Raw genomic sequence first — 24,865 nt, 5'->3', positions numbered from 1 at the left:
AGGGCCCAGCGCAGCAGGGGACGGCACCTGGCCGCGGTCACCCGGCCGGCGGCCGGGTAGCATGGCAGCGCCCGGCGAGGGAGCGGTCCGTCCGACTCCGTGATCGACGTGCGTGTGCTCCGAGTGGGTGTGCCGCGCGCGGCCGCCGGCACACCGGCCGATCCACCAGAGGAGCACACCACCGTGGCTGACTTCCGCCTCGTCGCCGAGGCCCGCACCGAGTTCGGCAAGGGCAGCGCCCGCCGGACCCGCCGCGCGGGCCGCATCCCCGCCGTCCTGTACGGGCACGGCCAGGACGTCGTCCACCTGTCGCTGCCGGCCCGCGAGTTCGCCGCGGCGCTGCGCAACGGCGGCACCAACGCCCTGATCACCGTCGTCCTCGACGGCACCGAGCAGCTCGCGCTCACCAAGTCCGTCCAGCGCGACCCGCTCACCCGCGTGCACGAGCACGTCGACCTGCTCGTCGTCCGCCGCGGCGAGCGCGTCACCGTCGACGTCCCGGTGACCGTCGTGGGCGAGGCCGCCTCCGAGACCCTGGTCAGCGTCGAGCTGAACACCGTCTCGGTCGAGGCCCCCGCCACCGCCATCCCCGAGACCGTCGAGGTCGACGTCACCGGCCGCGAGGCCGGCCACGGCGTCACCGCCGGCGAGCTGACCCTCTCCGGCGGGGCCACCGTGCTCACCGACCCCGAGGCCCTGGTCGTCAACGTCATGGCCGCCCCGACCGCCGAGCAGCTCGACGCCGAGCTCGCCGAGGCCGAGGCCGAGGCCGGCATCGAGCGCGAGGAGTCCGCGCCCGCCGAGGAGGGCGTCGGCGAGGGCGACGTCGTCCCCGAGCCCATGGCGCAGGGCGGCGGCGAGTCGATCGAGTCGACCGAGAACAGCTGAGGTCCCCGCTGACCGAGAGCACGTCCCGCAGGGGCGCCGGCGCACCCGCCGGCGCCCCTGCGGCGTCCCTCCCCTCCGAGGGACCCTTCCTCGTCGTCGGGCTGGGCAACCCCGGTCCGGGCTACGCCGGCAACCGGCACAACGTCGGCGCCATGGTGCTCGACGAGCTCGCCGCCCGCGCCGGCGTGCGGCTGGCCGCCGGGAAGGGCGCCCGCGCCCGCGCGCTGGCCGGCGAGGGCCGGCTGGCCGGGCGCCGCGTCGTCCTGGCCCGGCCGACGACGTACATGAACGAGTCCGGCGGCCCCGTGCGCGGGCTGCTCGACTACCACAAGCTGCCGGCCACCGACCTCGTCGTCGTGCACGACGAGCTCGACCTCCCCTTCGCCGCGGTCCGGCTCAAGCGCGGCGGCGGCGAGGGCGGGCACAACGGCCTGCGCTCGATCAGCCGTTCCACGGGCACCCGCGACTACCTGCGCGTGCGGGTCGGCATCGGCCGCCCACCCGGCCGCCAGGACCCCGCCGACTTCGTCCTCAGGGACTTCTCCGCGACCGAGCGCAAGGAGCTCGACCTGCTGGTCGCCGAGGCCGCCGACGCCGCCGAGGAGCTGGTGGCGCGCGGGCTCGAGGCGGCCCAGAACGTCGTCCACCCGCGCAGCTGAGTCCCCCGCCGCGTCTCCTCCTTCGGGTGAACAGTCACTCTCCGCATTGACCCTCCTGTCACGCTCTGTGAGTGTTCTCCGAGCGTCGGGGGAGCAGCACGCAGGGCGCGGCGAAGGCATTGCGCACCGAGCGTGACCTCTGTTCCCCGTGCGCACGGGGAGTGACGAGGGGGAGACGTGCTACTGGACCACCACCACGCGACCGGACCGGGGAGCTCGACGCCGACGCTCCCGACTCCGCGTCGGGCCCCCGCCTCCGCTGCTGGCCTGCCCGCCGTCCGGCGGGCGCCCGCCCGCCGGTGGGCCGGCCGCTACTCCGCGGCCCTGCACGGCCTCGACGTGGCCGCCGCCCTGACCGCCTGTGCCGGGGTGCTCGCGGCGCAGCCGTCCCCCGGCTCCGCGCCGCTGCTGACCGCCGCCGGGCTGGTGCTCGCCTGGCCGCTGCTGCTGCTGGGCACCGGCGCCCACGAGGAGCGGGTGTTCGGCACCGGCAGCGACGAGTACCGCCGCGTCGGCCGGGCCGGCTTCCTGCTGCTCGCACTGGCCGGTGTCGTCTCCTTCGCCGGCGACCTCGAGCTCAGCCGCGCACTGGTGCTGCCGGCCGTGCCCGTGCTCACCCTCCTCACCCTCGTCGGTCGCTACGCCGCCCGGTGCGCGCTGCGCCGGCGGCAGTCCCGCGGCGCCTGCACCAAGCGGGTCGTCCTCGTCGGGCGAGGCGGCGCCGTCGTCGAGCTGGCCACCGCGGTGACCCGGGCGAAGTACGCCGGGCTGCAGGTCGTCGGTGCCTGCGTCACCCCGGAGAGCCGGGCCCGCGTCGCCGACCGGCTCGGCGTCCCGGTCGGCGGCCTCGACGACGTCGCCGAGACCGCCGAGCGGCTGGGGGCCGACGCCGTCGCGGTCACCTCGGCGAGTGAGACCGCCGCCGAGTACCTCCGCCGGCTGTCGTGGCAGCTGGAGGGCACCGGCGTCGAGATGCTCGTCGCGCCCGGCCTGATCGAGGTCGCCGGCCCGCGGCTGCACATCCGCCCGTTCGAGGGGCTGCCCCTGCTCTCGGTCGAGCAGCCGCGCTTCGGCGGCTGGGGCCGGCTGGTCAAGGGAGGGGTCGACCGGGTCGCCGCGGCCCTGGCGCTGGTGGTGCTGGCGCCGCTACTGCTGGCCCTGGCGCTGGCCGTGCGGCTCGACAGCCCCGGCCCGGTCCTCTACCGCCAGGAGCGGGTGGGCGTGAACGGCCGGCGGTTCACCATGCTCAAGTTCCGCAGCATGGTGGTCGACGCCGACCGCCAGGTCGACGCGCTGCAGGAGCAGAACATCTCCGACGGCCTGCTGTTCAAGATGCGCACCGACCCCCGGGTCACCCGCGTCGGCCGCTGGCTGCGCCGCCTGTCCCTCGACGAGCTCCCGCAGCTGCTCAACGTGCTCGGCGGCTCGATGTCGCTGGTCGGCCCGCGGCCGCCGCTGCCCCGCGAGGTCGCGCGCTACGACTCCTCGGTCAGCCGGCGGCTGCTGGTCCGGCCCGGACTCACCGGGCTGTGGCAGATCTCCGGGCGCAGCGACCTGTCGTGGGAGGAGTCGGTCCGCCTCGACCTGCGCTACGTCGAGAACTGGTCGCTGGCGCTGGACGCGCTGATCCTCGTCAAGACCTTCCGCGCGGTGCTCAGCCGCTCGGGCGCCTACTAGCGGCCGCCGTCGTCCCCCTGCTCTCACCCCGGTCCCACCCGGACGGGGGAGGAGGGGGGACCGCTCCGCTCCCTACCGTCGGTCCGCGCCGTTGTGCGCGGAGCGGGCCGACCGTCTCCTGCTCCGCACCGACGGAAGGACGCGACCGATGGACCGCTTGAGCCTCGCCCTGGTGGGCACCCGTGGCGTGCCGGCGCGCTACGGCGGCTTCGAGACCGCGGTCGAGGAGGTCGGCCGCAGGCTCGCCGACCGCGGGCACCGGGTCGTCGTCTACTGCCGCACGTCCCCGGGTGTCGCCGAGGCGCCGCCCGCCGAGCACCTGGGCATGGAGCTCGTGCACCTGCCGGCCGCCCACCGCCGGTCGCTGGAGACGCTCAGCCACACCGCGCTGTCGGTCCGGCACCTGCTCACCCACCGCACCGACGCCGCGATCGTGTTCAACGCGGCCAACGCCCCGCTGCTGCCGGCCGTGCGCGCCGCCCGCATCCCCGTCGCCACCCACGTCGACGGGCTGGAGTGGAAGCGGGCCAAGTGGGGGCCGGTGGGCCGGCGGTACTACCGCGTCGCCGAGTCGCTGGCGGTGCGCTGGTCGGACGTGCTCATCGCCGACGCCGAGGGCATCGCCGAGTACTACCGGACCGCCTTCGGCGCCCCCACGACGCTGCTGACCTACGGCGCCCCGCTCATCAGCCCCGGTTCCGACGAGCTGGCCGAGGTCGGCCTCGAGCCCGGCGGCTACCACCTGGTGGTGGCCCGCTTCGAGCCGGAGAACCACGTCGACGTCGTCGTCGAGGGCTACGTCGCCAGCGACGCCGCCAAGCCGCTGGTCGTCGTCGGGTCGGCGCCCTACGCCGACGCCTACACCCGGCGGGTGCACGCGCTGGCCGACGAGCGGGTGCGCTTCCTCGGCGGCGTCTGGGACCAGGAGCTGCTCGACCAGCTCTACGCCCACTGTGCCACCTACCTGCACGGGCACTCGGTCGGCGGCACCAACCCCTCGCTGCTGCGGGCCATCGGCGCCGGCGCGGCGGTCACCGCCTACGACGTCGACTTCAACCGCGAGGTCGTCCGCGACTCGGGCCGCTTCTTCCGCACGCCGCAGGACGTCGCCCGGCAGATCGCCTCCGTCGAGGCCGACCCGGAGGGCACCCGCCGGGCCGGCCGCCGGGCCCGCGCCCTGGCCGCGCGCTACGACTGGGACGAGGTCGCCGACGGCTACGAGCAGCTCGCCCGGCGCCTGGCCGCGCGGGACGTGCCCCGCCGGCGCCCCAGCGGCCGGCGCAGGCCGACCGACGCGGACCTGCCGCCCGGCCGGCGGGACGTCTCGGCACGGGTCGCCGACGTGGTGCCGCTGCGCCCGCCGGCACCGCCGGTGCAGTGGGGACACGAGGACCTCCCGGCGGCCCAGCAGTGACCGCCACCGTCCAGCACCCCACCGCGGACCTGCGGACGACGCTGCGCCGACTGGCCGCTGCGCAGAAGGGCGTCGCCGGCGCACCGGCCTACTCGCGGTTCGTCAACCGGCCGCTGGGCCGGCTCTTCGCCGGGATGGCGTTCCACGCCGGGCTCACGCCCAACGCGGTCACCGCGGTCAGCGCCGCGTTCACCGCCACGGGCATCGCGCTGGTCGTGCTGGTGCCGCCCTCGGTGCCCGTGGGCCTGGCCGTGGCTGCGTGCCTGGTGCTCGGCTACGCCCTGGACGCCGCCGACGGGCAGCTCGCCCGGCTGCGCGGTGGCGGGTCGCCGGCGGGGGAGTGGCTCGACCACATGGTCGACGCGGCCAAGCTGCTGGCCCTCCACCTGGCCGTGCTGGTCGCGCTGTACCGGTTCGTGGCCGTCGAGGCCGGACCGCTGCTGCTGGTCCCGATCGGTTACTGCATCGCCGACGGTGTGCTGTTCTTCGCGATGCTGCTCAACGAGGCCCTGCGCGCCCAGCACGGGGTCGCGACGCGCGCGCAGCCGTCGACGGCGACGCCGTCCCTGCGCCGGTCGTTGCTGTCGCTCCCCACCGACTACGGCGTCCTCGCCCTGTCGTTCCTGTTGTGGGGCAACCCGGCGGTCTTCCTGTCCGTCTACGCCACGCTCTTCCTGGCGACGGCGGGGCACCTGGCCCTGGGGTCGGTCAAGTGGTTCCGAGAGATGGGCAGGTTGCCACGATGAGCACCTCCACGCACCAGACGACGGGGCGGGTCCGCCGGGGGCGGCTCCTCGCCTGGTCCGCCGCCGCGCTCACCATCGGTCTGGCGGTGGCCGCGTTGTTCCTGACCGGCGGCCGAGGCGACGACGGCGGACCCGGCGGGACCGACGCGGCGGCGACGTCATCGGCCGCCGTCCCCACCACCGCGTCGGATCCGACGACGCCGGGTCCTGCGGAGCCCTCGGCCACCCCCCAGCCGACGGGGCCGACGACCGACGCGGACGAGCTGCCGCCCGGCCTGCCGCCGGTGCCGCTGGACAGCTCCGTGACGGTGGACGACGACGTCGCGGTCACCCTCGAGGGCATCGAGGCGATCGAGGGCAGCGGTCTCGGTCCGGGCAACGTGGGAGGGCCCGCACTGCGGATCACCGTCCGGTTCGACAACCGGACGGCAGACGCGGTCGACCTGTCCGGTGTGGCCGTCGACCTCAGCTACGGCACCGAGCGGGTGCCGGGGTCGCCCCTCGATGACCCGTCGGCCGCCTCGGTCGCCGGCATGCTGGAACCGGGGGAGACCGCCGAGGGCGTCTACGTGTTCGGTGTACCCACGGAGACGCGCGACACGGTGACCGTCTCCGTGGGCTACCAGCCCGGGGCTCCCTACGCCGTCTTCACCGGCTCGGCCGCCTGATCGCCACCGAGCACGTCGTCACGCAGGGTCCCGGCCGTTCGGCCGGGACCCTGCGGTCGTTCGTCGTGGCCTCACGTTGAGTGAGACAAGGGCCCGCCTCACTGCATTCGTGTCACGCTGTGTCACCGCATCAGGGGATGCCACCGACCTGGTCGTCACGCTTAGTGTCCGCCTGCCGGTCAGCACGGCAGGCCGGCACCACGGGATGAGCGGGGGAAGTACTTCGATGTCTGAACGTTTCGCGGCTGGGCCCAGGTCGCTGCTGGCGGCCGTGGTCGCCTTCTTGATGGTCACCGGAGTGGTCGGGGCGGTGCTGGTCCCCGGGATCGCCCGGGCCGACTCGGCTCCCCTGGACCCGTCCAACCCCGTCACACCGACCACGGTCACGGCCGATCCACTGCCGACCGTGCAGATCAACGGGGTCGCCTGGGCGCAGCTCGTGGTCGGCGACACCGTGTACGTGGCCGGCAGCTTCACGCGGGCCCGCCCGGCTGGTGCCGCGCCCGGCACGCAGGAGACGGTGCGCAACAACATGCTCGCCTACGACATCCGCACGGGCGCGCTGATCACCTCCTTCGCACCGGACCTCAACGGGCAGGCGCTGGCGCTCGCCGCGTCGCCCGACGGTTCCCGCGTCTACGTGGGTGGCTCCTTCACCCAGGCCAACGGTCAGGCACGCTCGCGCATCGCCGCCTACGACACCGCGACCGGCCAGCTCGTGAGCACGTTCCGTCCGGCGGCCAACAGCACCGTGCGCGCGGTCGCGGCGACGAACTCGACCGTCTACCTCGGCGGTGAGTTCAGTGCCGTCGGGTCGACCGCCCGTGAGCGCCTGGCCGCCGTGTCGGCGAGCAACGGGGCTCTGCTGCCCTGGGCTCCGCGCCCTGGCGTCGGGTCCACGGCGGGCAACTGGCTGCCGAACGAGCCGGTGAAGAACGCGCAGACGAGCAACTACGTGCTGGCGATGGTGGTCGCGGGCAGCAACGGCCAGGTCGTCGTCGCCGGCCGCTTCGACTCGCTCAACGGCGTGAAGGCGACCGGCGTGGGCGCTCTCGACGGCGCCACCGGCGCCACCCGGCCCTTCGCCGTCAACTCACTGATCACCAACCAGGGCGTCAACTCCGCGATCTGGAGCCTGAGCACCGACGGTACGAACGTCTACGGCACGGGATACGACTTCTACGGCCCGGGCAACCTCGAGGGCTCCTTCGCCGCAGCCGCGGACGGCGGCGCGGTCCGCTGGATCAACGACTGCCGAGGCGACACCTACAGCGCGTTCGCGGTCAACGGCGTCGTCTACCACGCCACGCACGCCCACGCCTGCAGCAACATCGGCGGCTTCCCCGAGCAGGACCCGCGGGTCAACATGTTCGGGACGAGTCTCTCGCTCGCCCCGGCCGGTACCGTGGGCACCGCCACCATCAGGAACCAGAACTTCGCGGGCAAGCCGGCGCCGTCGGTGCTGCCCTGGTACCCCACCTTCTACTCCGGGACCTACACCCAGCAGTACCAGGCTGGGTGGTCCGTGACCGGCAACCGGGACTACGTCGTCTACGGCGGCGAGTTCCCGGGCGTCAACGGCTCCGAGCAGCAGGGACTCGTGCGCTTCGCCGTCCCGTCCTCGGCGCCCAACCGGGTCGCCCCCCGGGCGACCGGCACCTTCGCGCCGACCGTCACCATGCTCCCCGGAGCCGTCCGCATCACGTGGCGGGCCGTGCACGACCGGGACAACGAGCACCTGACCTACCGGGTGTACCGGGACGCCGAGTCCGGCACCCCGGTCTGCCAGGTCACCCGCCCCTCCCAGTGGTGGCAGCTGCCCACCTACGGCTGTTCCGACACGGGCGCCGCCGCCGGATCCCACCGCTACGTCGTGGTCGCGAGCGATCCGGCCGGCAACCGGCTGACCTCCACCTGGGCGACGGCCACCGTGGGCGCCTCGAACAGCAGCGCCGACCGCCCGTACGCGCAGGTGGTCGCCTCGGACGGCGCCCAGAGCCACTGGCCACTGGGAGAGACGTCCGGGTCGCTGGCATACGACCGGCTGGGCAGTCAGGCGCAGGACATGACGGTCAGCACGGGCGTCACGCGCAACCAGACCGGCGCGATCGCCGGTGACACCGACCGGGCCTACCGCTTCAACGGGACCTCCGCCGGGTCACTCGCGACGCAGACGGCCGTGGTCAGCCCGCAGGTGTTCACCGTCGAGGCCTGGTTCCAGACCACCTCGAGCGCCGGCGGGAAGATCGTCGGCTTCGGCAACGCCCGAACCGGCCTGAGCACCTTGTACGACCGGCACGTCTACATGGACGCGCAGGGCCGGGTGTCCTTCGGCGTCTACAACGGCGCCGGGCAGACGATCACCACGAGCGGCGCGTACAACGACGGACGATGGCACCACGTGGCCGGCAGCCTCGGCCCTGCAGGCCTGTCGCTCTACGTGGACGGGCAGCTCGTCGGCAGGCGTGCCGATGTCGTCCGAGCCGACCCGATCACCGGTTACTGGCGGGTCGGGGGCGACCGCAGCTGGGCCAGCGGCCTGGACTGGTTCGCCGGCCAGATCGACGAGGTCGCCGTCTACTCGACGGCCCTCTCGGCGGAGCGGGTGGCGGCGCACGACAGCGCCGGCCGGACCGGCCAGGCCCCGAACGTCGCGCCGACAGCAGCGTTCACCGCGGCTGCGCGCGACCTGACCGTGGCGGTCGACGCAACGTCGTCCCGGGACGCCGACGGCACCGTCAGCACGTACGCGTGGGACTTCGGCGACGGGGCGACCGGCACCGGTGCCACGGCCTCGCACGTCTACGCCGCGGCGGGCACCTACACGGTGCGGCTGACCGTCACCGACGACGACGGCGCGACGGCGAACGCCTCACGGGAGGTGACCGTGGCTCCGGCGCCGGCCGGTGCGGGGTCCATCGCCGCCGACGCCTTCGGCCGGGAGGTGGCCTCCGGTTGGGGGTCGGCCGACCGCGGCGGGGCGTGGACGATGGGCGGCGGCTCGAACGTCTCCTCGGTGACCGGCGGCGCCGGCCAGCTGGGCGGCGGCATCGGCCGCGGTGTGAGCGCCACGCTCCGTGAGGTGTCCGCGCAGGACGTCGCGATCCAGGCCGACCTGACCCTGGTGCAGGCGGCCACCGGAGGCGGCACCTACGTCTACCTCGGCGGTCGGCAGGTGGCCGGCGACGACTACCGGGCGACGCTGCGGTTCCGCAGCACCGGTGAGACGGACCTCTACCTGTACCGGGTGATCGGCGGATCGGAGACGATCCTGGCCACCCAGCGTCTGGCCGGTACCTACACCCCCGGTACCGCGCTGACCGTGCGGCTGGAGATCGTGGGCACGGCGCTGCGGGCCAAGGCCTGGCCGGCGGGCACGGCCGAGCCGGCGGCGTGGACGGTGACCGCCACCGACACCACCGCCGCGCTGCAGCGGCCGGGTGCGCTGTTCCTGGACGTGTACACGTCGGGCACCGCCACGCGCGGTCAGGTCGTCCGGTTGGACAACCTGCGCGCCGAGCGGCCCGGCACGGTCGTCGACCCGGCACCGAACGCCGCCCCGACGGCGGCGTTCACCACCTCGGTGGCGGACCTGCGGGTGTCGGTGGACGGCTCGACGTCGGCCGACACCGACGGCACCGTGGCCGGGTTCGCGTGGGACTTCGGCGACGGGGCCACCGGCACCGGCGCCACGGCCTCGCACACCTACGCGGCGGCCGGCACCTACACGGTGCGGCTGACCGTCACCGACGACGACGGTGCCACCGGCACGGTCACCCGGCAGGTCACGGTGACCGCGCCGGCGCCCGAGCCGGGCGTGCAGCCGGTGGCCGCGGACGCCTTCGAGCGGAGCGTCACCTCCGGGTGGGGCACCGCCGACCGCGGCGGGGCGTGGACGGTGACCGGCAGCTCGGCGATCTCGTCGGTGACCGGCGGGGCCGGTCAGCTCAGCGGCGGTATCGGCCGCACGGTGGCCGCGACGCTGGGCACGGTGTCCGGTCAGGACGTGTCGGTGCAGGCGGAGGTCACGCTGCCGCAGGCGGCGACGGGGACGGGGTCCTGGGTGTCCCTGAGCGGGCGCAAGGTGGGCACCACCGACCAGCGGGTCACGGTGCGCTTCCAGAGCACCGGCGTGGTCGACGTCCGCCTGGACCGGACGATGGACGGTGCGGAGACGGTGCTGGCCTCCCAGCGGCTGACCGGCACGTACACGCCGGGCACGGCGCTGACCGTGCGGCTGGAGCTGGAGGGCACGGCGCTGCGGGCCAAGGTCTGGCCGGCGGGCACGGCCGAGCCGGCGGCGTGGACGGTGACCGCCACCGACACCACCGCCGCGCTGCAGCGGCCGGGTGCGCTGTCCCTGGAGGTGTACACCTCCAGCAGCGCCACCCGTCGCCAGGACCTCCGCCTGGACGACCTGTGGGTCGGCCAGACGGGGCAGGCACCGCCCACGCCGTGACCCCATGGCGATGACGACCTCACCCCCGGCGGGTCACCGCCGGGGGTGAGGTCGTCCCGCGGTGACCCTCGCGGGTGATGACGGGTCCGCCCGGCAGCCCGCACCATCGGCCGTCATCTGCAGTCGGTGCCGGTCCCGCGGCCGCAGGAACACGACAGCGGAAGGGAACCCTCATGGCTGACACGGCGCCACTCGCCGTCGTCGTGGTCTCGTTCGGCTCGGCCGACCTGCTCCGCCGGAACCTCGCCACCGCGGACTCGTCGGGGCCGGACGTGCGCGTCGTCGTCGTCGACAACTTCTCCACACCGGCCAACCGGCGGGCCGTCGAGGAACTCGGCGCCGCCCGGGGCTGGCACGTCGTCGGCATGCCGGACAACCGGGGCTTCGGCGCCGCCTGCAACGCCGGTGTGGCCGCCGGCCGGGAGCTGGGCTGCCGGACCTTCCTGTTCCTGAACCCCGACGCCGTCATCGATCCCGGCGTCGTCGCCGAGCTCCGCGCCCACAGCCTGCGCGAGCCCATGGCACTGATCAGCCCGCTGCTGGTCGACTCCCAGGGGCGCGTCGTCTTCCGGGTCGCCCGGACCGACCTCCGTGACGGCCGGGTCCGCAGCCGGCCGGTCGACGCCGATCGGAGCACCACCGACCCCGGCGACTGGCTCTGCGGGGCCTGCTTGGTGGTCCACGACGACCTGCTCACCCGGATCGGCGGATTCGACGAGGGCTACTTCCTGTACTGGGAGGACGTCGACCTGGGGTACCGGGCCGTCGCGGCCGGCGGCACCGTCGTCCTCCGCGAGGACCTGGTCGCCGTCCACGACGAGGGCGGCACCCACGCCGACGGGCGCCCGGAGGGCGCGAAGTCCGCCCTGTACTACCGGTACAACTGTCGCAACCGGCTGGCCTTCGCCGCCCGGCACCTCGGCCGGGCCCGGCTGCTGCGCTGGGTGTTCGCCACACCCCGCGTGAGCTGGGAGATCCTACTCCGCGGCGGGAGGCGGCAACTGCTGCGCTCCCCGGGTCTCCTGTGGGCCGCGGTCGCGGGCTCCCTCGCCGGTGTCGCCCTGGCCCTGGGCGCGTTGCTCACCGGTCCCCGTCCCCTGAGGCGACGGCCGTCGGTCGTCATGGTCCACCCCGGCGCGGAGCTGTACGGCTCCGACCGGGTGTTCCTGGAGTCGGTCACCGCACTGCTGCCCGCAGCCGACGTCGTCGTGGCGCTGTCCGGGAGTGGACCGTTGGTCGCCGAACTCGAACGGCGCGGGGCGCGCGTCGTCATCCACCGGATGCCGGTGCTGCGCAAGTCGGTGCTCCGCCCGGCAGGTCTGCTGTGCCTCCTCCGTGACGCTGTCGCGGGCCTGGTCCCGGCGCTGGTCCTGCTCCGCCGTCACGGTGGCGACGGGGTGGTCGTCAACACGACGATCCTGCCGTCCTGGCTGCTGCTGGCCCGGCTGGCCCGCCGGTCGGTGGCCTGCCACGTCCACGAAGCGGAGTGGCCGGGTCCCGTGGTCCTCCGCCGGGTCCTGCTCCTCCCGCTCCGGTGCGCGCACACGGTCGTGGCCAACAGCCGGTTCACCCGCGACGTCCTGCTCCGTCTCGTGCCCGCGCTCACCGACCGTGTGACGGTGGTGGCGAACCCGGTGCAGGGATCCGACCCGGCCGCCCCACCGAGAGCCCGGCTCGACGCCCCGGTCCACCTGCTGTACGTGGGCCGGCTGTCCCCGCGGAAGGGTCCCGACGTCGCCGTCGCGACCCTGCGGGAGCTGCTCGCCCGCGGGGTCGACGCGCGGCTGACGCTGCTCGGTTCGGTGTACCCCGGCTACGAGTGGTTCGAGAGGCGGCTGCGCTCGTCGGCCGCCGACCTCACCGGGCGGGTCGCCTTCGACGGGTTCCGCCCCGACGTGGGACCAGCCCTGGCGGCGGCCGACGTCGTCCTCGTCCCCTCCGTGCTCGACGAGTCGTTCGGGAACGTGGCGGTCGAGTCGTTGCTCGCCGCGCGGCCCACGGTGGTCAGCGACCTGCCGGGGCTCCGCGAGGCGGTGGACGGCTGTGCCGGTGCCCAGGTCGCCGAGGCGGCTCGTCCGGACCTGTGGGCCGACGCGGTCGAGCGCGTCGTCAGCGACTGGCCGCGGTTCCGTGCTGCCGCCGTCCGGGATGCGGGGACGGTGCGGGACCGACACGCGCCGACCTGGTACCGGCGGCGCCTCGCACGTCTCCTGCTCGGGTCGCGCGTGCAGCTGACGCCGTCGCCGGCCCGCGACCACCTCGGACGGCAGGTCGCGCACACCCCGGCCCCGACCCCGACCACCGAGGAGCGAGCAGCGGTGATCTCGCGATGACGGCGACGACCCCGGCGGTCCCCGCCACGCCGACGGACACCGTGCGGGTCACGGTCGCGGTGCCCACTTTCCGCCGCCCGGACGAACTGCGCGCGCTGTTGCCGCTGCTGCTCGCGCAGGCCTCCGAGGTGTCCTCCGCACCCGACAGCCGGTACCTCGCCGACGTGCTGGTCGTGGACAACGACCCCGACCGGAGTGCCGTCGCCGTCGTGAGCGGGATGGTGGGGGTCCGTTACGCGGCCGAGCCCACACCCGGCATCGCGGCGGTCCGCAACCGCGCTCTGGACGAGGCGGCCGAGGCCCGGGTGCTGGCCTTCATCGACGACGACGAGCGGCCGGCCGACGGCTGGCTGGCGTACCTGCTCGAGACCTGGGCGGCCACCGGCGCGGCCGCGGTCGCCGGGGTCGTCCGGACGGAGTTCGCCGGAGAGCTCGACGCGTGGATCCGCGCCGGGGACTTCTTCGCCCGCCGCAGGATGCCGACAGGGACCGCGATCGACGTCGCGGCGAGCGGCAACCTGCTCCTCGACCTGGAGCAGGTGCGCGGGTCCGGCATCCGGTTCGAGTCCGCCCTCGGTCTGGGCGGTGGGGAGGACAACCTCTTCAGCCGGCAGCTGGCCCGGGCCGGCGGCCGGATGGTCTGGTGTGACGAGTCCGCCGCCGTCGACCACGTGCCGGCCGCACGGATGACCCGCGCCTGGGTCCTGACCCGCGCGTGCAGCCACGGCAACTCGACCGTGCTGATCGACCTGCGGCTGACCTCCGGGTCCCGCGCTCGGCTGGCGCGGCGGGCCCGCGGGGCGGCCCGGGGTGTGCTGTGTGTCGGCGGGGGCGCTGCACGCTGGTGCTGGGGACTGGCGACCCGTTCCCGCCGCCACCAGGCGCGGGGCCTGAGGTACGTGTTCCGCGGCGTCGGGATGATCGGCGGCGCGTGCGGGATGGTGTACGAGGAGTACGCCCGGTCGGGACGCCGCTGGCGGCCGGCGCTGAGGAGCGCCCGGTGAGCGCCCCCGCGCTGCTGCGGACCGTCGTCCGCACCACCCGGCGCACCGCCCGCCGCGGTGCCGGCACCCTGCTCGGCTCGGCGGTCGAGGTGCGGACCGCCGCGCCGCACGTCGTCCTGACCTTCGACGACGGACCGGAGCCGGGCGGGACCGACCGGGTGCTGACCGCCCTGGCGGACGCGAGCGCGAGCGCGACCTTCTTCGTGCTGCTCACTCGCGTGCGCAGGTACCCCGCGCTGCTGGAGGAGGTGGTGGCCGCCGGGCACGAGGTGGCGCTGCACGGGGTGGACCACCGCGCCCTGCCCACGCTGCACCCCGACGAGGTCGCCCGACGGGTCCGCGACGGCAAGGCCGAGCTGGAGGACGTCCTCGGCGCTCCGGTCCGCTGGTTCCGGCCTCCCTACGGCCGGCAGACCATGCGCAACTGGCGCGCCGCCCTCGACGCCGGCCTGCTGCCCGTGCTCTGGGGGCCGACGACGTGGGACTGGAGGGACGTCTCGCCCGAGGAGCGGCTGGCCAAGGCCATGGCCGGCGTGACGCGTGGGTCGATCGTCCTGGCCCACGACGGCTTCGCCGGGCCGGAGGACGCCGCCTGCGACGGTCCGCCGCCCCAGGTGGACCGGGGAGAACTCGTGCGGGCCGTGCTCGAGGGCTACGCCGAGCGTGGGCTCGGTGCCCGGTCCCTGCAGGCGGCGCTCGACGCCGGCTCACTGGTCCGCGAGACCTGGTTCCACGCCTGAGGAGGCCGGGCGACTGCCCGGCCTCCTCAGCCCCTCGCCCCCCGGCGATCCCAGCTGCACCGCCGGCCCGCGCCGGCGTCGGCCGCAGGTCGCACGACCGCGCCGGTCGGACGTCGAGCGACGCCACCGTGCTGGCCGGCCCCGAGCGGCCGGTCACCCGCATGCGGGACACGGACCGGTGACGGCCCTCCCACCAGCGCCCAGCCGGCACCGCGTCGCGACCGGGGGAGAGTCACGGGGAGGCGCCGCTGAGCCGGTCCGGCGCCGCCGCGCGCTGCCGGCTCAGCGGCTCCGGCCGAGCATCTGACGACCCCAGGCCAGCACCCCGGCCAGGTCGGCGCGGACGGCGGGGACGAGCAGGGTGAGGGCGTACGCGGCCAGACCCGCCCCGAGGCCCGCGGTCAGCTCTCCAGGCGCCGGCCAGCCGGTCGCCAGTCGGGTGGCCAGGAGGCACGCAGCGCCCGCGACGGCCGCGCCACCGGTGATCCGCAGCGCGCCGAGCAGGAGGGCGCGCACCGGGATCACGGCGAGCCGGGAGAGCCACCACAGCGACAGCGGCCACTCGACGAGGGCCGCCGCGGCGTATCCGGCCGCCACACCGGTCACGCCGAAGAGGGCGCCGACGGCGATGCACGCCGCCTTGAGGACGAGGGTGACGGCCGTGTAGCGCAGGAGCGCGTCCGACAGTCCCCGGGACAGGTACACCCAGAACCCGACGAAGGACAGGGTCTGGGCGCTGCCTGCCACAGCGAGCAGCGCCAACACGGGCGCCACGGGGTGCCAGCGTGCGCCGAGCACGATGTCGACGATCGGAACGGCCGCGCCGGCGACCAGGGCCAGCGCGGTGACGATCGGGATGCCCAGGGCCAGCTGGCCGCGGCGCAGGTACTCGCCGAAGCGCACCGGATCCGCCTGCAACCGGGACAGCACCGGGACGGCGACCGTGGTGGCCGGCGTCCGGAGCTGGGCCAACGGCGTCATCAGGAGCTGGAAGCCACGGCTGTAGATGCCCAGCGCCGCCGGCCCGGACCACAGGCCGAGGGCCATGGTGTCCAGGTTGTTGCCGAGGTAGTAGGCGATGTGCGTCCCGGTGAGACCGCCGCCGAAGCGGAGGAACGGCCGCAGCCCGGACCCTCGGCGCGGCCGTCCCGGCACCCAGCGGGCCAGCGCCACGACGGCGACGAGGGCGACCGTGCCCACGGTGAGCTGCTGAGCGACCAGCGCCCAGTAGCCCGCACCCGCGGCCGCCGCGACCACCGCGACGGCCAGCGCCGCCAGCTGGGCGAGCAGGTCGGCGCCCGCGACCGCTCCGAAGCGCAGGTCGCGGGTGAGGCCGGCGCGGTACTGGGCCGCGAGGCCGTTGAGCACGAAGGTCAGCGCCAGCGCCTGCGTCACCGGTAGCAGCTCGGCCTGCGAGAAGACGTCGGCGACGACACCCGCCCCGGCGGTCACGACGGCCGCCAGCACCAGACCCGCCCCGGCGTTGACCCAGAACAGCCCGTCCCGCTGACGCGGGGTGAGCTCCGGTGCCCGGATCGCGGCGGTGGACAACCCGAGGTCGCGGACCACCTCGCCCATGCCGACGACCACCAGGCCGACGGCCATGAGGCCGTAGTCGTGGGGGCTGAGCAGCCGGGCCAGGACGACGACGGAGGCGAACTGCAGCAGGATCCGCGCGCCCTGCCCGGCCAGGGTGACCCCGGCGCCCCGGGCGGCCACGCGACCCAGGCCGGGCCCGCTGCCGGCCGGCTGCGAGGCCGCGGAGGGGAGGGTGTCGGTGGTGGTGCCGTGGGGCGGCGGTTCAGCGGCGGACGGCATGCTGCACCTCCGGAACCGCCGGTCCCGTGCGTCCTGCGGCGCCGGCGGCAGGACCGGCCGGCGGCCGTGCGTACTCACCGGGCACGTATCCGAAGGCGCCCGTGACGAGGCCGGCGTAGCTCGCCAGCTTCGTGACGGCGCGGGCCCGCGCCGCGACGTCGCGGCGGGCGATCCCCCCGCCGGCCGCCAGCAGCGACCCCGTGATCCGCACGGCTGCCTTGGCCACGACGACGAGCCGCGTGCGCCACCGGGCGACCGCCGTGCCGGCCAGGTGCACCTCCGCCCGGCTCCAGGAGCCGGCGGCCCGGAAGCTGCGCCGCAGTACCCAGCCGCGGGTCAGCCGGTCGGGTGGCACGAACTCGACCGCCTCGGCCTCGTCACACCACCGGATCTCCCCACCCCGGCGCACGAGCGCGTGGGTGAAGAGGGTGTCCTCCCCGCCGGTGAGCCCGAAGCGCTCGTCGAAGCCCAGTCCGAGGGCGCGCACCTGGTGCAGGTCGAGCAGCAGGTTGCCGGCTCCCGCGCCCCCCACGGACGTGCCGGTGGGCAGGCGACGTCGATCGAAGGCGCCGGAGCCCGAGACCCAGGCGTCCGCCGGACCCGTGAGGTGGGCAGGCACCGGGCCGGCCACGGCGGCGCACCGCCACCTCGACCACCCGGCCACGAGGTGCGCGAGCCACCCGGGGGAGGGCAGCTCGTCGTCGTCGATGAAGACGAGCACGTCGGCGTCACCGGCCTCGGCAAGGGCCCGGTTCCGGGCGGCGGAGATCCCGGGCCTCGGCTCGTGGACGTAGCGGATGCCGCGTCCACCCCGGGCGCCGACCACGTCGGCCGCGCTGCCCTCGGGGTCGTTGTCGACGACGAGGACGGCGGCTCGCGGCTCGACCGAGCCCGCCTGCTGCTCGAGTGCGCCGAGCAGGGCGGGCAGCCGGTCGGTGCGGCGGTAGGTGAGCACGGCGACGACGACGTCCGCCGCTCCCTCTGGTCCGGACACACCCGACTCCTCGCCTCACTGGGATCCCGTGACGAACGGTTCTCGACACCGGAGCCCGTTCCCGGCGGATCGCACTCACCCGTCCGTGGAGAAGGTACGTCCATTTCTGACCGAGAACGGAGGAGTGCACTCCTTTCGGGTGATCCCGTGAGAGGTGCCGAATGGTCGGGGCGCATTTCCGTGGAACGGTGTGAGGGCGCTCCGCGTGTTGCGGAGGGAGTAGTCGTGACCCGCGGTCGGCGGGCGGAGTCGGGGGGATCGGGTCGTGCACTGCTCGCTGTCGTCCAGGGGGTCGAGATGACGGCGCTCCTGCTGGCGGGCGCCGCGCTGTCCGCCGGCGCCCTGGGCCTGGTCCTCCTGCACCGGGCACCGCGGGCGGCCCTGGTGGGCTGGCTGGTCGTGGTCTGCGGTGTCCCGGTCTGGGTCGGGCTGACCCTCGTCGTCGAACTCGAGTCCCACGTGGCCGCCACCATCGGCCTCGTGGCCTGCGTGCTACCGGGCGTCCTGTTCGGACGGAACACCGCCGAGGGCCGGGTGACCCGCGCCGACGGGCTCCTGGTGCTCTTCCTCGCCGCCGCTCTGGTCGGCGCGGTCGCCGGTCGATCCACCGTGTCCGACGTCTTCCTCGTCGCGGTGCAGTGGGCCGGGGCCTTCCTGGCCGGCCGCGTCATCGGTCACCGGGTGCCGCTGGGCTGGGTCTACGGCGCGATCGCCGTGGCCCTCACCGTGGTCGCCGGGTTCGCGATCGTCGAGTTCCTCACCGGGTGGAATCCCTTCGCGACCGTTCCCGGCTCGGGCAGCCTCCACGACGACTGGTCGCCCATCCAGGAACGGGGCGGGCAGGCTCGCGCCGAGGCCGCGTTCGGGCACTCCATCGCCCTGGGCGCCAGCCTGGCGCTGGCCGTGCCCCTGGCTCTGGCCTCGCGCTTCCGGTCCGGTGTGCGGCTGGCCATGGTGGTGGTCCTGGTGGCCGCGGCCGCGGTCACCTTCAGCCGCATCGGCCTCCTCACCGCCATCGGCGGGGTCGCGCTGTCGGTCCTGTTCGTGCGCTCGGAGCTGTCGGCACGCATGCGCTGGAGCGTCATCGGAGGGCTGGCCGTGGCGGCTGTGGGACTGTCGTCCCTCATCGCCGGCACCTTCGAGGCCGCGGGCGACGAGGCCTCGGCCAGCGCCGGTTACCGCATCGACCTGCTCGACCTGCTCCCCACGCTGCGCGCCTTCGGCCTGGCCGAGAGCCTGTACGTCTCGCCGACGGGGGAGCGCACCTTCGCCGGCTTCGACTCGATCGACAACGCCGTGCTGCTGGTCGGCCTCGACTACGGCTGGGTGCCGATGGTCGTCGTCGTCGCCCTCCTCGTCGGGGGCCTCTGGTGCCTGGTGTCGAGGCGGGCGACCGCGCCCACGATCGCCGTGGTCGCCCAGATCCCCGCGCTGGTCACCGTTGCCCTCATCACCCAGTACTCGACGCTGCTCTGGTTCGTCGCCGGACTCGCCGTCTTCAGCCAGGCCGCGGCCCGGCACCCGGCCGACGAGTCGCCCGCCGCGTCACCCGGAATGGGGAGGGCCGTGGAATCCTCGCCATTCTGACAGTTACGTTCACCGTTCGATCGACGAGTTCTCGGGTGCTGTCGCCCGCCCCGGAGGGAATCCTGTGGCACTGAACCATTTCCTGACCGTTCTGCGGCGCCGGATCCGGTGGATCTCGTCCGTGTTGTTGGTGTGCCTCACCGGCGCGGTCCTGTTGAGCACGCTCCTCCCGCGCACCTACGAGTCGACGGCCGAGCTCTACGTCTCGGTGACGACGGCCCAGGGGGTCGACGACCTGGCCAACGGCGCGCGGTTCACCCGTGAGCAGATGGCGTCCTTCGCCAGCCTCGCCCTGACGCCCCGCGTGCTGGAGCGGGTCGCGGCGGAGTTCGACGTCTCCGGCGGGGCCGAGCGCCTCGAGGACCGGGTGAGCGTCGAGGCGTCCGACAACACCGTGGTCATCGCCCTGACCGTCGTGGACCCCGACCCGGCACGGGCGGCGGACCTGGCGAACGCCGTCGCCGACCGGACTGCCGACGCGGTGGAGGAACTGGCGCCCAGGGACCCCGACGACGGCAGCTCGACCGTGCGGGTGGAGGTCGTGCGCCCGGCCACCGCCCCGGCATCCGCGGCCTCGCCGGACACGGTGCTCAACATCGCCGCCGGCGCCGTCCTGGGTCTGACCCTGGGCATCCTGCTCGCCCTGGCGCGCGACGCCGTCGACACCCGGGTCCGCGATGCCGACGTCCTCGCCGAGCTGACCACGCTGCCCGTGCTCGGCACGGTCGGTGTCTGGTCGGGCCGGCAGCCGGGCCGGGTCCAGGTGGCGACGGCCCCGCACAGCCCCGCGGCGGAGAGCATCCGCCAGTTGCGGACGAACCTCCAGTTCCTCCGGGTCGCCGAGGACCCGGCCGGGAGTGCCCGCCCGGGTGCGCACGTCGTCGCGGTCACCTCGGCGCTCTCCGCGGAGGGCAAGTCGACGATCTCGGTCAACCTCGCCGTCGCCCTCGCGCAGACCGGCGCCCGGGTGCTGCTCGTCGACGCCGACCTGCGCCGGCCCACCGTCGCCGAGGCGCTGCGGATCGAGGGTGGCGTCGGGCTGACCACCGTCCTCGCCCGCGACGCCGACCTCGAGGACGTCGTCCAGGAGTGGGGCACGTGCGGGCTGCACGTGCTGCCGTCCGGCGCGATCCCGCCCAACCCGACCGAGCTCCTCGGGTCACCGGCGATGCGCTGGCTGGTCGACCGCGTGCGGCAGGCCTACGACTACGTCGTGGTCGACACGTCGCCGCTGCTGCCGGTGGCGGACGCGACCGTCCTGGCCGGCCTCGTCGACGGCACCGTCGTGGTGGCCAACGCCAGCCGGGTCCGTCGGACGCAGCTGAGCCACGCACTGGGCAACCTCGAGCGCGTCTCGGCCCGGGTCCTGGGCGTCGTGCTCAACCACGTCCGCCGCGACGAGGAGGCCTACTCCTACCGCCAGGGCGAGGTCGTGCCCGAGCGCGTCACGGCCGAGGGAGACCGGCGGCCGGCCGACGTGGCCCACCGTGCACCGGCCGGCCGCCCGTCCGTCGGGTCGTGAGCGGGACCGGACAGCCGGAGGAGCCGCTCCGCGTCCTCGTGGTCTGCACCGGCAACATCTGCCGGTCGCCTGCTGCGGAGCTGCTCCTGCGTGCCGGCCTCGGGCCCGCGGCCGGGGTCGAGGTGACCAGCGCGGGCCTCTCGGCTCCCGTGGGAGAGCCCGTCGCCGAGCCCATGGCCCGGCTGCTGCGCGCCCAGGGCGTGGATCCGGGTGTCTCGACGGCACGCCAGGTGCAGCCGGGCGCCGTCCGTGACGCCGACCTCGTCCTCACCATGACCGCCGCTCAGCGCCGGGCCGTGGTCACGTCCGTACCGAGCGCGGTGCGTCGCACCTTCACCCTCGTGGAGTTCGCCGACGTCGCCGCCCTGGTCGGGGTCGCCCGCCTGCCCGGAGGGCCGGCGGAGCGGATCGCCGCGGCACTGCGCGCTGCCCCGGTGGCTCGGGCGCAGCGGACCGGGACGACGGCAGAGGACGACATCGAGGACCCGTACGGCCGTTCCGAGGACGTCTTCTCACGGGTCCTCGACAGGATCGACGGCGCCGTCGAGCGACTCCTCCGCGAGCTCCGCGAGCCCGCACTCAGCCGAGCCGGGACAGCCGGGACGGATGGTCCCCAGCCGTGAGCAGCCCCTCGGCGGCCGCCGGCGCCGACGCCCGCCCGCGCGGCCCGCGACTGCTCCTGCCGCCGGTGCTCATGTACCACTCGGTCAGCGCGTCGACGGGACCCGATCCGCACCGGCTGCGGGTCCACCCGGACCGCCTGGACGCGCACCTGCGACTGCTCCGCCGGCTGGGCCTGCGCGGGGTGTCACTGGGGGAGCTCATGGCGGCCGCCGACGCCGGCCGGGCGGACGGCCTGGTGGGGCTGACCTTCGACGACGGCTACACCGACTTCCTCGACCAGGCCGTCCCGGTACTGGGCCGCCACGGCATGACCGGCACGCTCTACGTCGTCGCCGGCCGGCTCGGCGGAGCGAACGAGTGGGACGCCGGCCCGCGGTTGGACCTGCTCGACGCGGACGGTGTCCGAGCGGTCGCGAGGGCAGGGCACGAGATCGGCAGCCACACCCTGACCCACGTCCGGCTGTCGGCCGCCGACCCGGTCGTGGTGGCCCGGGAGGTCACCGGGAGCCGCCGGGTCCTCGAGGACGTCCTGCAGTCCGCGGTCTCCGGCTTCTGCTATCCGTGGGGGGACTTCGACGAGGCCGCGGCCGAGACGGTCCGCGCCGCCGGCTACGACCACGCCTGCGTCACCGGCGACTACCGGCCCGGCGATCGGTTCACCGTCCCGCGGTGCTACGTGGCCCCGGAGGACGGCCCCGTCCGCCTGGTCGCCAAGCTGGCCCGTCACCGGATCCGGGTGCGCACCGGCCGTTGAGGCGCGGTGGTCCGCCCTGCGCAGGCGGCTGCGGCCGTCGAGCACGGTCCCGAAGCGCCCGCGTGGCCGGGTTGCCGGCCGGGCGCACCGTGGACGTACGCGAGCGGGCGGCCGTGCCCCGGGTGGCGATCGCACCCCGAGCGCGGCCCCCGGTGAGCGGACGCCGAGCAGCTCCGGGCGACGGACCGGTCACCGGTCGTACGGCGGACGGCGCGCGGCTCGGCCCTGGGGCGCCGGTGCGTTCCCGTGGACCCGGTCGGCGACCCGCCTCTTCGGCCCTGACGACCGCCGGATCCCCCGACGGGCCCGTCGGACCCGGCCTCCGGGTCGCGATCGCCACTGCTCGTCCCGGCCGCGCTCGCCCGGGCCGGTGGCAGGCCCGTCAGGGTCTCCCCCCGGCCGCCGAGCGCTGAGGGCGACTCGCCGGCCGGGACGCGCACCCCGCGGCTGCGCCGGGGGCGGGAACGGTCAGGAGGCCGTCGGCGCCCCGGTGCCGGTGGCGAGTGAGGGGACGGCCGGAGTGTCGTCCTCGTCCGGGGTCCCAGGGCGCCGTCGGGCCGCCGCGAGCAGACCGAGGGCGTAGGCCACGGTCAGGCTCAGCACGACGAGCTCGCCGCCGTCCTCGACGGTGCCGACGGCGTCACCGATGGCGGTGTGCATGACGAGCACGTGGAGCTGGTCGACCAGACCACCGAACAGCACGTAGCCGGCGAGCAGCGCGGCCACGCCGAGGCTGGCGCGCCGGGTCGCGGCGTCGCTGCGGCGGTGCAGCAGCGCGGCGGCGACGACGGGCACCACGGCCAGCAGCCCCCACACGAGGATCTCGCCCAGGTCGTTGGCGCGCAGGCCCAGCAGGCCGTCCGGGAACCAGAGACGCTCGCCGAGCCGGTCGGCGAGCCAGGCGCCCCTGTTCTCGTGCAGGCGCAGGCTGTCGTCGGCGAGCGCGGCGGCGAAGACGGCGGCCCAGGGCAGGAACACCCACCGTCGGCTGTACAGCGCCAGCACGACCAGGAGGAACGCGATGGTCGCCTGCTGCATGTACCCCCACTGCTCGGCGAAGCCGCGGTCGGTCTCGAGCACCCACGGACCGCCGCGGTCGGCGGGACCGTTCGCGGTCAGCAGGTGGCCGACCGAGGCCACGACCAGCGCGAGGTCGACGGCCACCAGTGCCACCAGGGCCGCCACCGACAGCCGAGCGACGATGTGCCGGAGGAGGCCCGTTGCGCTGCTGGTGTCCATGACCGTCCCCGTCTCACGTCGCGCCACCCCGTCAGCGGGGTGGTCCTCCGAACAGTCGAACGTCCGCGGACGGGTGGCGGCAACGCTCCGCCGGGTGGCGTCCCCCCAAGGGAGGAGACGCGCCGGCAGGCAGCGGCCCCGAGCCGCTGTCGGCACCGAGGGTGCGCCTGCTCTCCTCCGGGGGACGGTCCCGTGGACGTCGGCTCACCGGGCCGTGGCCGGTGCGACCGGGTCCTCCGTCGTCCCGGGAGGCGTCGGAACGAGGTCCGAGATGACGTACTTGACCTTCCCACCGGTGAACGGCAGTCGGTCGACGTACTCGGTGGTGACCGGGACCTCGTTGCCGATGCGCTGGCGGAGCGTCTCCACCGCCGCCTCGACGTGGGACGTGCTGTCGTGGCCGGCGCCGAGGACGACGCGCACGACGATCGAGTAGTCGGCACGCTGGTGGATCTGGAACAGCCGCACGCTGTCGGGGTGCCTGCTGAACATCGCCATGAGCCGGTGTCCGATGGCCCGGCCGCTCGGCAGCCGGAGGATGTCGGTGGAGCGGCCCTCGGGTTGGCTCATCAGCGGCAGGGTGACGCCACAGGGACACGACTCGCCGAGCAGCGCGCCGCGATCGCCGATCCGGTACCGGATGAGGGGGAACACCCGGTTCGTCAGGTCCGTGACGACGAGGTCGCCGACCTCGCCCGCGGGCACCGGCCGGCCGCGCTCGTCGACCACCTCGACGAGGCGGACGTCGGCGAACAGGTGCAGACCGTTGCGCTCCCGGCACTCGCCTGCCAGCCAACCGAACTCCGAGCCGCGGTACTCGTCGTAGACGGGTACGCCGAAGAAGGACTCCAGCCGGTGACGAGCCGAGGTGGTGAGCGGCGCCGCGGTCGTTGCGACCGCCCTGAGGGAGGGAGTGTCGAGGCCCGACTCCTCGAGGAAGTCGGCGAACTCGAGCATCGACCCGACGTAACCCTCGAGGAGAGCCGGACGGGACGCGCGGATCCGGCGGTGGAAGCGCCGCATCGAAGCAGGACTCAGGAGCGCGGCGTCCAGGTAACTCTGCCGGGTGGGCCACCACTGCAGGTCGTTCTTGAGGGTCTCCATCCGGCCGAACCCCCAGCGTCCCACCCGGGCGAGGTCGTCCCAGGGCTGGATCCCCCACCAGGAGTACATCCGCCAGGCCAGCGCGAGGGACGGCACCCGGGCGTCCTGCTTGGTCTGCAGCGGCTGCCCGGTGCTCCCCCCGGTCAGGGCCTCCCGCACGGTCCCGGGACGGGCTTCCGAGGAGAGGAAGCCGGACGCGTGCTCCTTGACGACGGACCGGTCGATGATCGGCAGGGCCTCCCAGTCGTCCCAGCTCCGCACGGCCGGGACCTCGACCGCGTGCCGGGCGTAGAAGTCGGGGTAGAAGGCGGTGCCCTCGGTGGCCCACTGCAGCATCCGGGTGGCGCCGCGCCACTGGAGGTCGCGCAGGGCCTCGGGTGCCATGGTCTGCTGACCCATCAGCTCACGGAAGAACGAGTCGTTGCGGCGGCGGACCGTGGCGGCCTTCGCCCGGAACGCCCGGGCAGCGAGTGCGGTGCGTCGATCCTGGAGCACGCGGCCTCGGTCAGTGTGCACGGCGACCTCTCACTGAGGAACGGAGACGCCCCGGAGGAGCGCGCCCAGAGTCTCCTGTCACGTCCCGCTGGCCGAAACAGCACTCGGCCCGAAAGGGTGAGGCGCCGTGGAGGTCGGTG

The 24,865-nt window shown here is 74.8% G+C and carries 18 protein-coding genes; 14 read left to right on the top strand and 4 right to left on the bottom strand.

Annotated features, from left to right (window positions below; genetic code table 11):
- Positions 1–183 precede the first annotated feature (183 nt).
- The 10 genes from ACI79O_RS05010 (at position 184) to ACI79O_RS04965 (ending at position 14,588) form a co-directional block, all read left to right on the top strand.
- Positions 184–888 carry a 50S ribosomal protein L25/general stress protein Ctc gene (locus ACI79O_RS05010; protein WP_456875000.1) on the top strand — a complete coding sequence of 235 codons (705 nt, stop codon included), beginning with the start codon at positions 184–186 and terminating at the stop codon, positions 886–888.
- Positions 889–989: 101 nt separating this feature from the next.
- Positions 990–1,547: an aminoacyl-tRNA hydrolase gene (pth, locus tag ACI79O_RS05005; protein ID WP_456913535.1), complete on the top strand. Its 558-nt coding sequence runs from the start codon at positions 990–992 to the stop codon at positions 1,545–1,547.
- 339 nt (positions 1,548–1,886) lie between these two features.
- On the top strand, positions 1,887–3,224 hold the full coding sequence (locus ACI79O_RS05000) for a sugar transferase (RefSeq protein ID WP_456887341.1): 1,338 nt from the start codon (positions 1,887–1,889) through the stop codon (positions 3,222–3,224).
- 148 nt (positions 3,225–3,372) lie between these two features.
- Positions 3,373–4,638 carry a DUF1972 domain-containing protein gene (locus ACI79O_RS04995; protein ID WP_456913502.1) on the top strand — a complete coding sequence of 422 codons (1,266 nt, stop codon included), beginning with the start codon at positions 3,373–3,375 and terminating at the stop codon, positions 4,636–4,638.
- Positions 4,635–5,384 carry a CDP-alcohol phosphatidyltransferase family protein gene (locus tag ACI79O_RS04990; protein ID WP_456913501.1) on the top strand — a complete coding sequence of 250 codons (750 nt, stop codon included), beginning with the start codon at positions 4,635–4,637 and terminating at the stop codon, positions 5,382–5,384. The genes ACI79O_RS04995 and ACI79O_RS04990 overlap by 4 nt, the downstream gene beginning before the upstream one ends.
- Entirely contained in the window at positions 5,381–6,052 is a 672-nt protein-coding gene (locus tag ACI79O_RS04985) for a hypothetical protein (RefSeq protein ID WP_456913500.1), read from the top strand. The genes ACI79O_RS04990 and ACI79O_RS04985 overlap by 4 nt, the downstream gene beginning before the upstream one ends.
- Positions 6,053–6,278: 226 nt before the next feature.
- Positions 6,279–10,511 carry a PKD domain-containing protein gene (locus tag ACI79O_RS04980; protein WP_456913499.1) on the top strand — a complete coding sequence of 1,411 codons (4,233 nt, stop codon included), beginning with the start codon at positions 6,279–6,281 and terminating at the stop codon, positions 10,509–10,511.
- 173 nt (positions 10,512–10,684) lie between these two features.
- Positions 10,685–12,844: a glycosyltransferase gene (locus ACI79O_RS04975; RefSeq protein ID WP_456913498.1), complete on the top strand. Its 2,160-nt coding sequence runs from the start codon at positions 10,685–10,687 to the stop codon at positions 12,842–12,844.
- The gene (locus ACI79O_RS04970) at positions 12,841–13,848 is read left to right on the top strand and encodes a glycosyltransferase family 2 protein (RefSeq protein ID WP_456887335.1); all 1,008 of its coding nucleotides are present in this window, start codon (positions 12,841–12,843) and stop codon (positions 13,846–13,848) included. Before ACI79O_RS04975 ends, ACI79O_RS04970 begins: the two co-directional genes overlap by 4 nt.
- A complete protein-coding gene (locus tag ACI79O_RS04965) occupies positions 13,845–14,588 on the top strand; it encodes a polysaccharide deacetylase family protein (RefSeq protein ID WP_456887334.1) in 744 nt (247 codons plus the stop codon). Before ACI79O_RS04970 ends, ACI79O_RS04965 begins: the two co-directional genes overlap by 4 nt.
- A 282-nt stretch (positions 14,589–14,870) precedes the next feature.
- Here ACI79O_RS04965 and ACI79O_RS04960 read toward each other — a convergent pair whose 3' ends face one another.
- Both ACI79O_RS04960 and ACI79O_RS04955 read right to left on the bottom strand, forming a co-directional pair.
- Positions 14,871–16,406, bottom strand: coding sequence for a lipopolysaccharide biosynthesis protein (locus tag ACI79O_RS04960; RefSeq protein WP_456887333.1), 1,536 nt, complete (start codon positions 16,404–16,406; stop codon positions 14,871–14,873).
- Complete coding sequence (locus tag ACI79O_RS04955; RefSeq protein WP_456913497.1) at positions 16,390–17,400, bottom strand: glycosyltransferase family 2 protein; 1,011 nt, start codon at positions 17,398–17,400, stop codon at positions 16,390–16,392. The genes ACI79O_RS04960 and ACI79O_RS04955 overlap by 17 nt, the downstream gene beginning before the upstream one ends.
- Before the next feature lie 297 nt (positions 17,401–17,697).
- On the opposite strand from ACI79O_RS04955, the gene ACI79O_RS04950 reads away from it, so the two are divergent.
- The 4 genes from ACI79O_RS04950 to ACI79O_RS04935 all read left to right on the top strand — a co-directional run bounded on the left by ACI79O_RS04950 (position 17,698) and on the right by ACI79O_RS04935 (position 21,887).
- Entirely contained in the window at positions 17,698–18,987 is a 1,290-nt protein-coding gene (locus ACI79O_RS04950; protein ID WP_456913496.1) for a hypothetical protein, read from the top strand.
- Positions 18,988–19,051: 64 nt separating this feature from the next.
- Positions 19,052–20,509: a polysaccharide biosynthesis tyrosine autokinase gene (locus tag ACI79O_RS04945; protein ID WP_456887330.1), complete on the top strand. Its 1,458-nt coding sequence runs from the start codon at positions 19,052–19,054 to the stop codon at positions 20,507–20,509.
- The gene (locus ACI79O_RS04940) at positions 20,506–21,132 is read left to right on the top strand and encodes an arsenate reductase/protein-tyrosine-phosphatase family protein (RefSeq protein ID WP_456877846.1); all 627 of its coding nucleotides are present in this window, start codon (positions 20,506–20,508) and stop codon (positions 21,130–21,132) included. The genes ACI79O_RS04945 and ACI79O_RS04940 overlap by 4 nt, the downstream gene beginning before the upstream one ends.
- A complete protein-coding gene (locus ACI79O_RS04935) occupies positions 21,129–21,887 on the top strand; it encodes a polysaccharide deacetylase family protein (RefSeq protein ID WP_456887329.1) in 759 nt (252 codons plus the stop codon). The genes ACI79O_RS04940 and ACI79O_RS04935 overlap by 4 nt, the downstream gene beginning before the upstream one ends.
- 468 nt (positions 21,888–22,355) lie before the next feature.
- On the opposite strand, the gene ACI79O_RS04930 is transcribed toward ACI79O_RS04935, so the two are convergent.
- Entirely contained in the window at positions 22,356–23,126 is a 771-nt protein-coding gene (locus tag ACI79O_RS04930; RefSeq protein ID WP_456887328.1) for a hypothetical protein, read from the bottom strand.
- A gap of 204 nt (positions 23,127–23,330) precedes the next feature.
- Positions 23,331–24,725 (bottom strand): phenylacetate--CoA ligase family protein, encoded by a 1,395-nt coding sequence (locus ACI79O_RS04925; protein WP_456887327.1) that lies wholly within the window; start codon positions 24,723–24,725, stop codon positions 23,331–23,333.
- Positions 24,726–24,865: the final 140 nt, after the last annotated feature.

Source organism: Geodermatophilus sp. SYSU D00696, assembly GCF_054050235.1.
The sequence above is the reverse complement of the archived record's forward strand: the minus strand, read 5'-3'. Positions and strand labels throughout refer to the sequence as shown.

Bases quoted from the DNA above. Each gene is read 5' to 3' on its own strand.
- ACI79O_RS04995 (WP_456913502.1), top strand. From the start codon at position 3,373: ATGGACCGCTTGAGCCTCGCCCTGGTGGGCACCCGTGGCGTGCCGGCG.
- ACI79O_RS04985 (WP_456913500.1), top strand. From the start codon at position 5,381: ATGAGCACCTCCACGCACCAGACGACGGGGCGGGTCCGCCGGGGGCGG.
- ACI79O_RS04980 (WP_456913499.1), top strand. From the start codon at position 6,279: ATGTCTGAACGTTTCGCGGCTGGGCCCAGGTCGCTGCTGGCGGCCGTG.
- ACI79O_RS04975 (WP_456913498.1), top strand. From the start codon at position 10,685: ATGGCTGACACGGCGCCACTCGCCGTCGTCGTGGTCTCGTTCGGCTCG.
- ACI79O_RS04970 (WP_456887335.1), top strand. From the start codon at position 12,841: ATGACGGCGACGACCCCGGCGGTCCCCGCCACGCCGACGGACACCGTG.
- ACI79O_RS04960 (WP_456887333.1), bottom strand. From the start codon at position 16,406: ATGCCGTCCGCCGCTGAACCGCCGCCCCACGGCACCACCACCGACACC.
- ACI79O_RS04950 (WP_456913496.1), top strand. From the start codon at position 17,698: ATGACGGCGCTCCTGCTGGCGGGCGCCGCGCTGTCCGCCGGCGCCCTG.
- ACI79O_RS04930 (WP_456887328.1), bottom strand. From the start codon at position 23,126: ATGGACACCAGCAGCGCAACGGGCCTCCTCCGGCACATCGTCGCTCGG.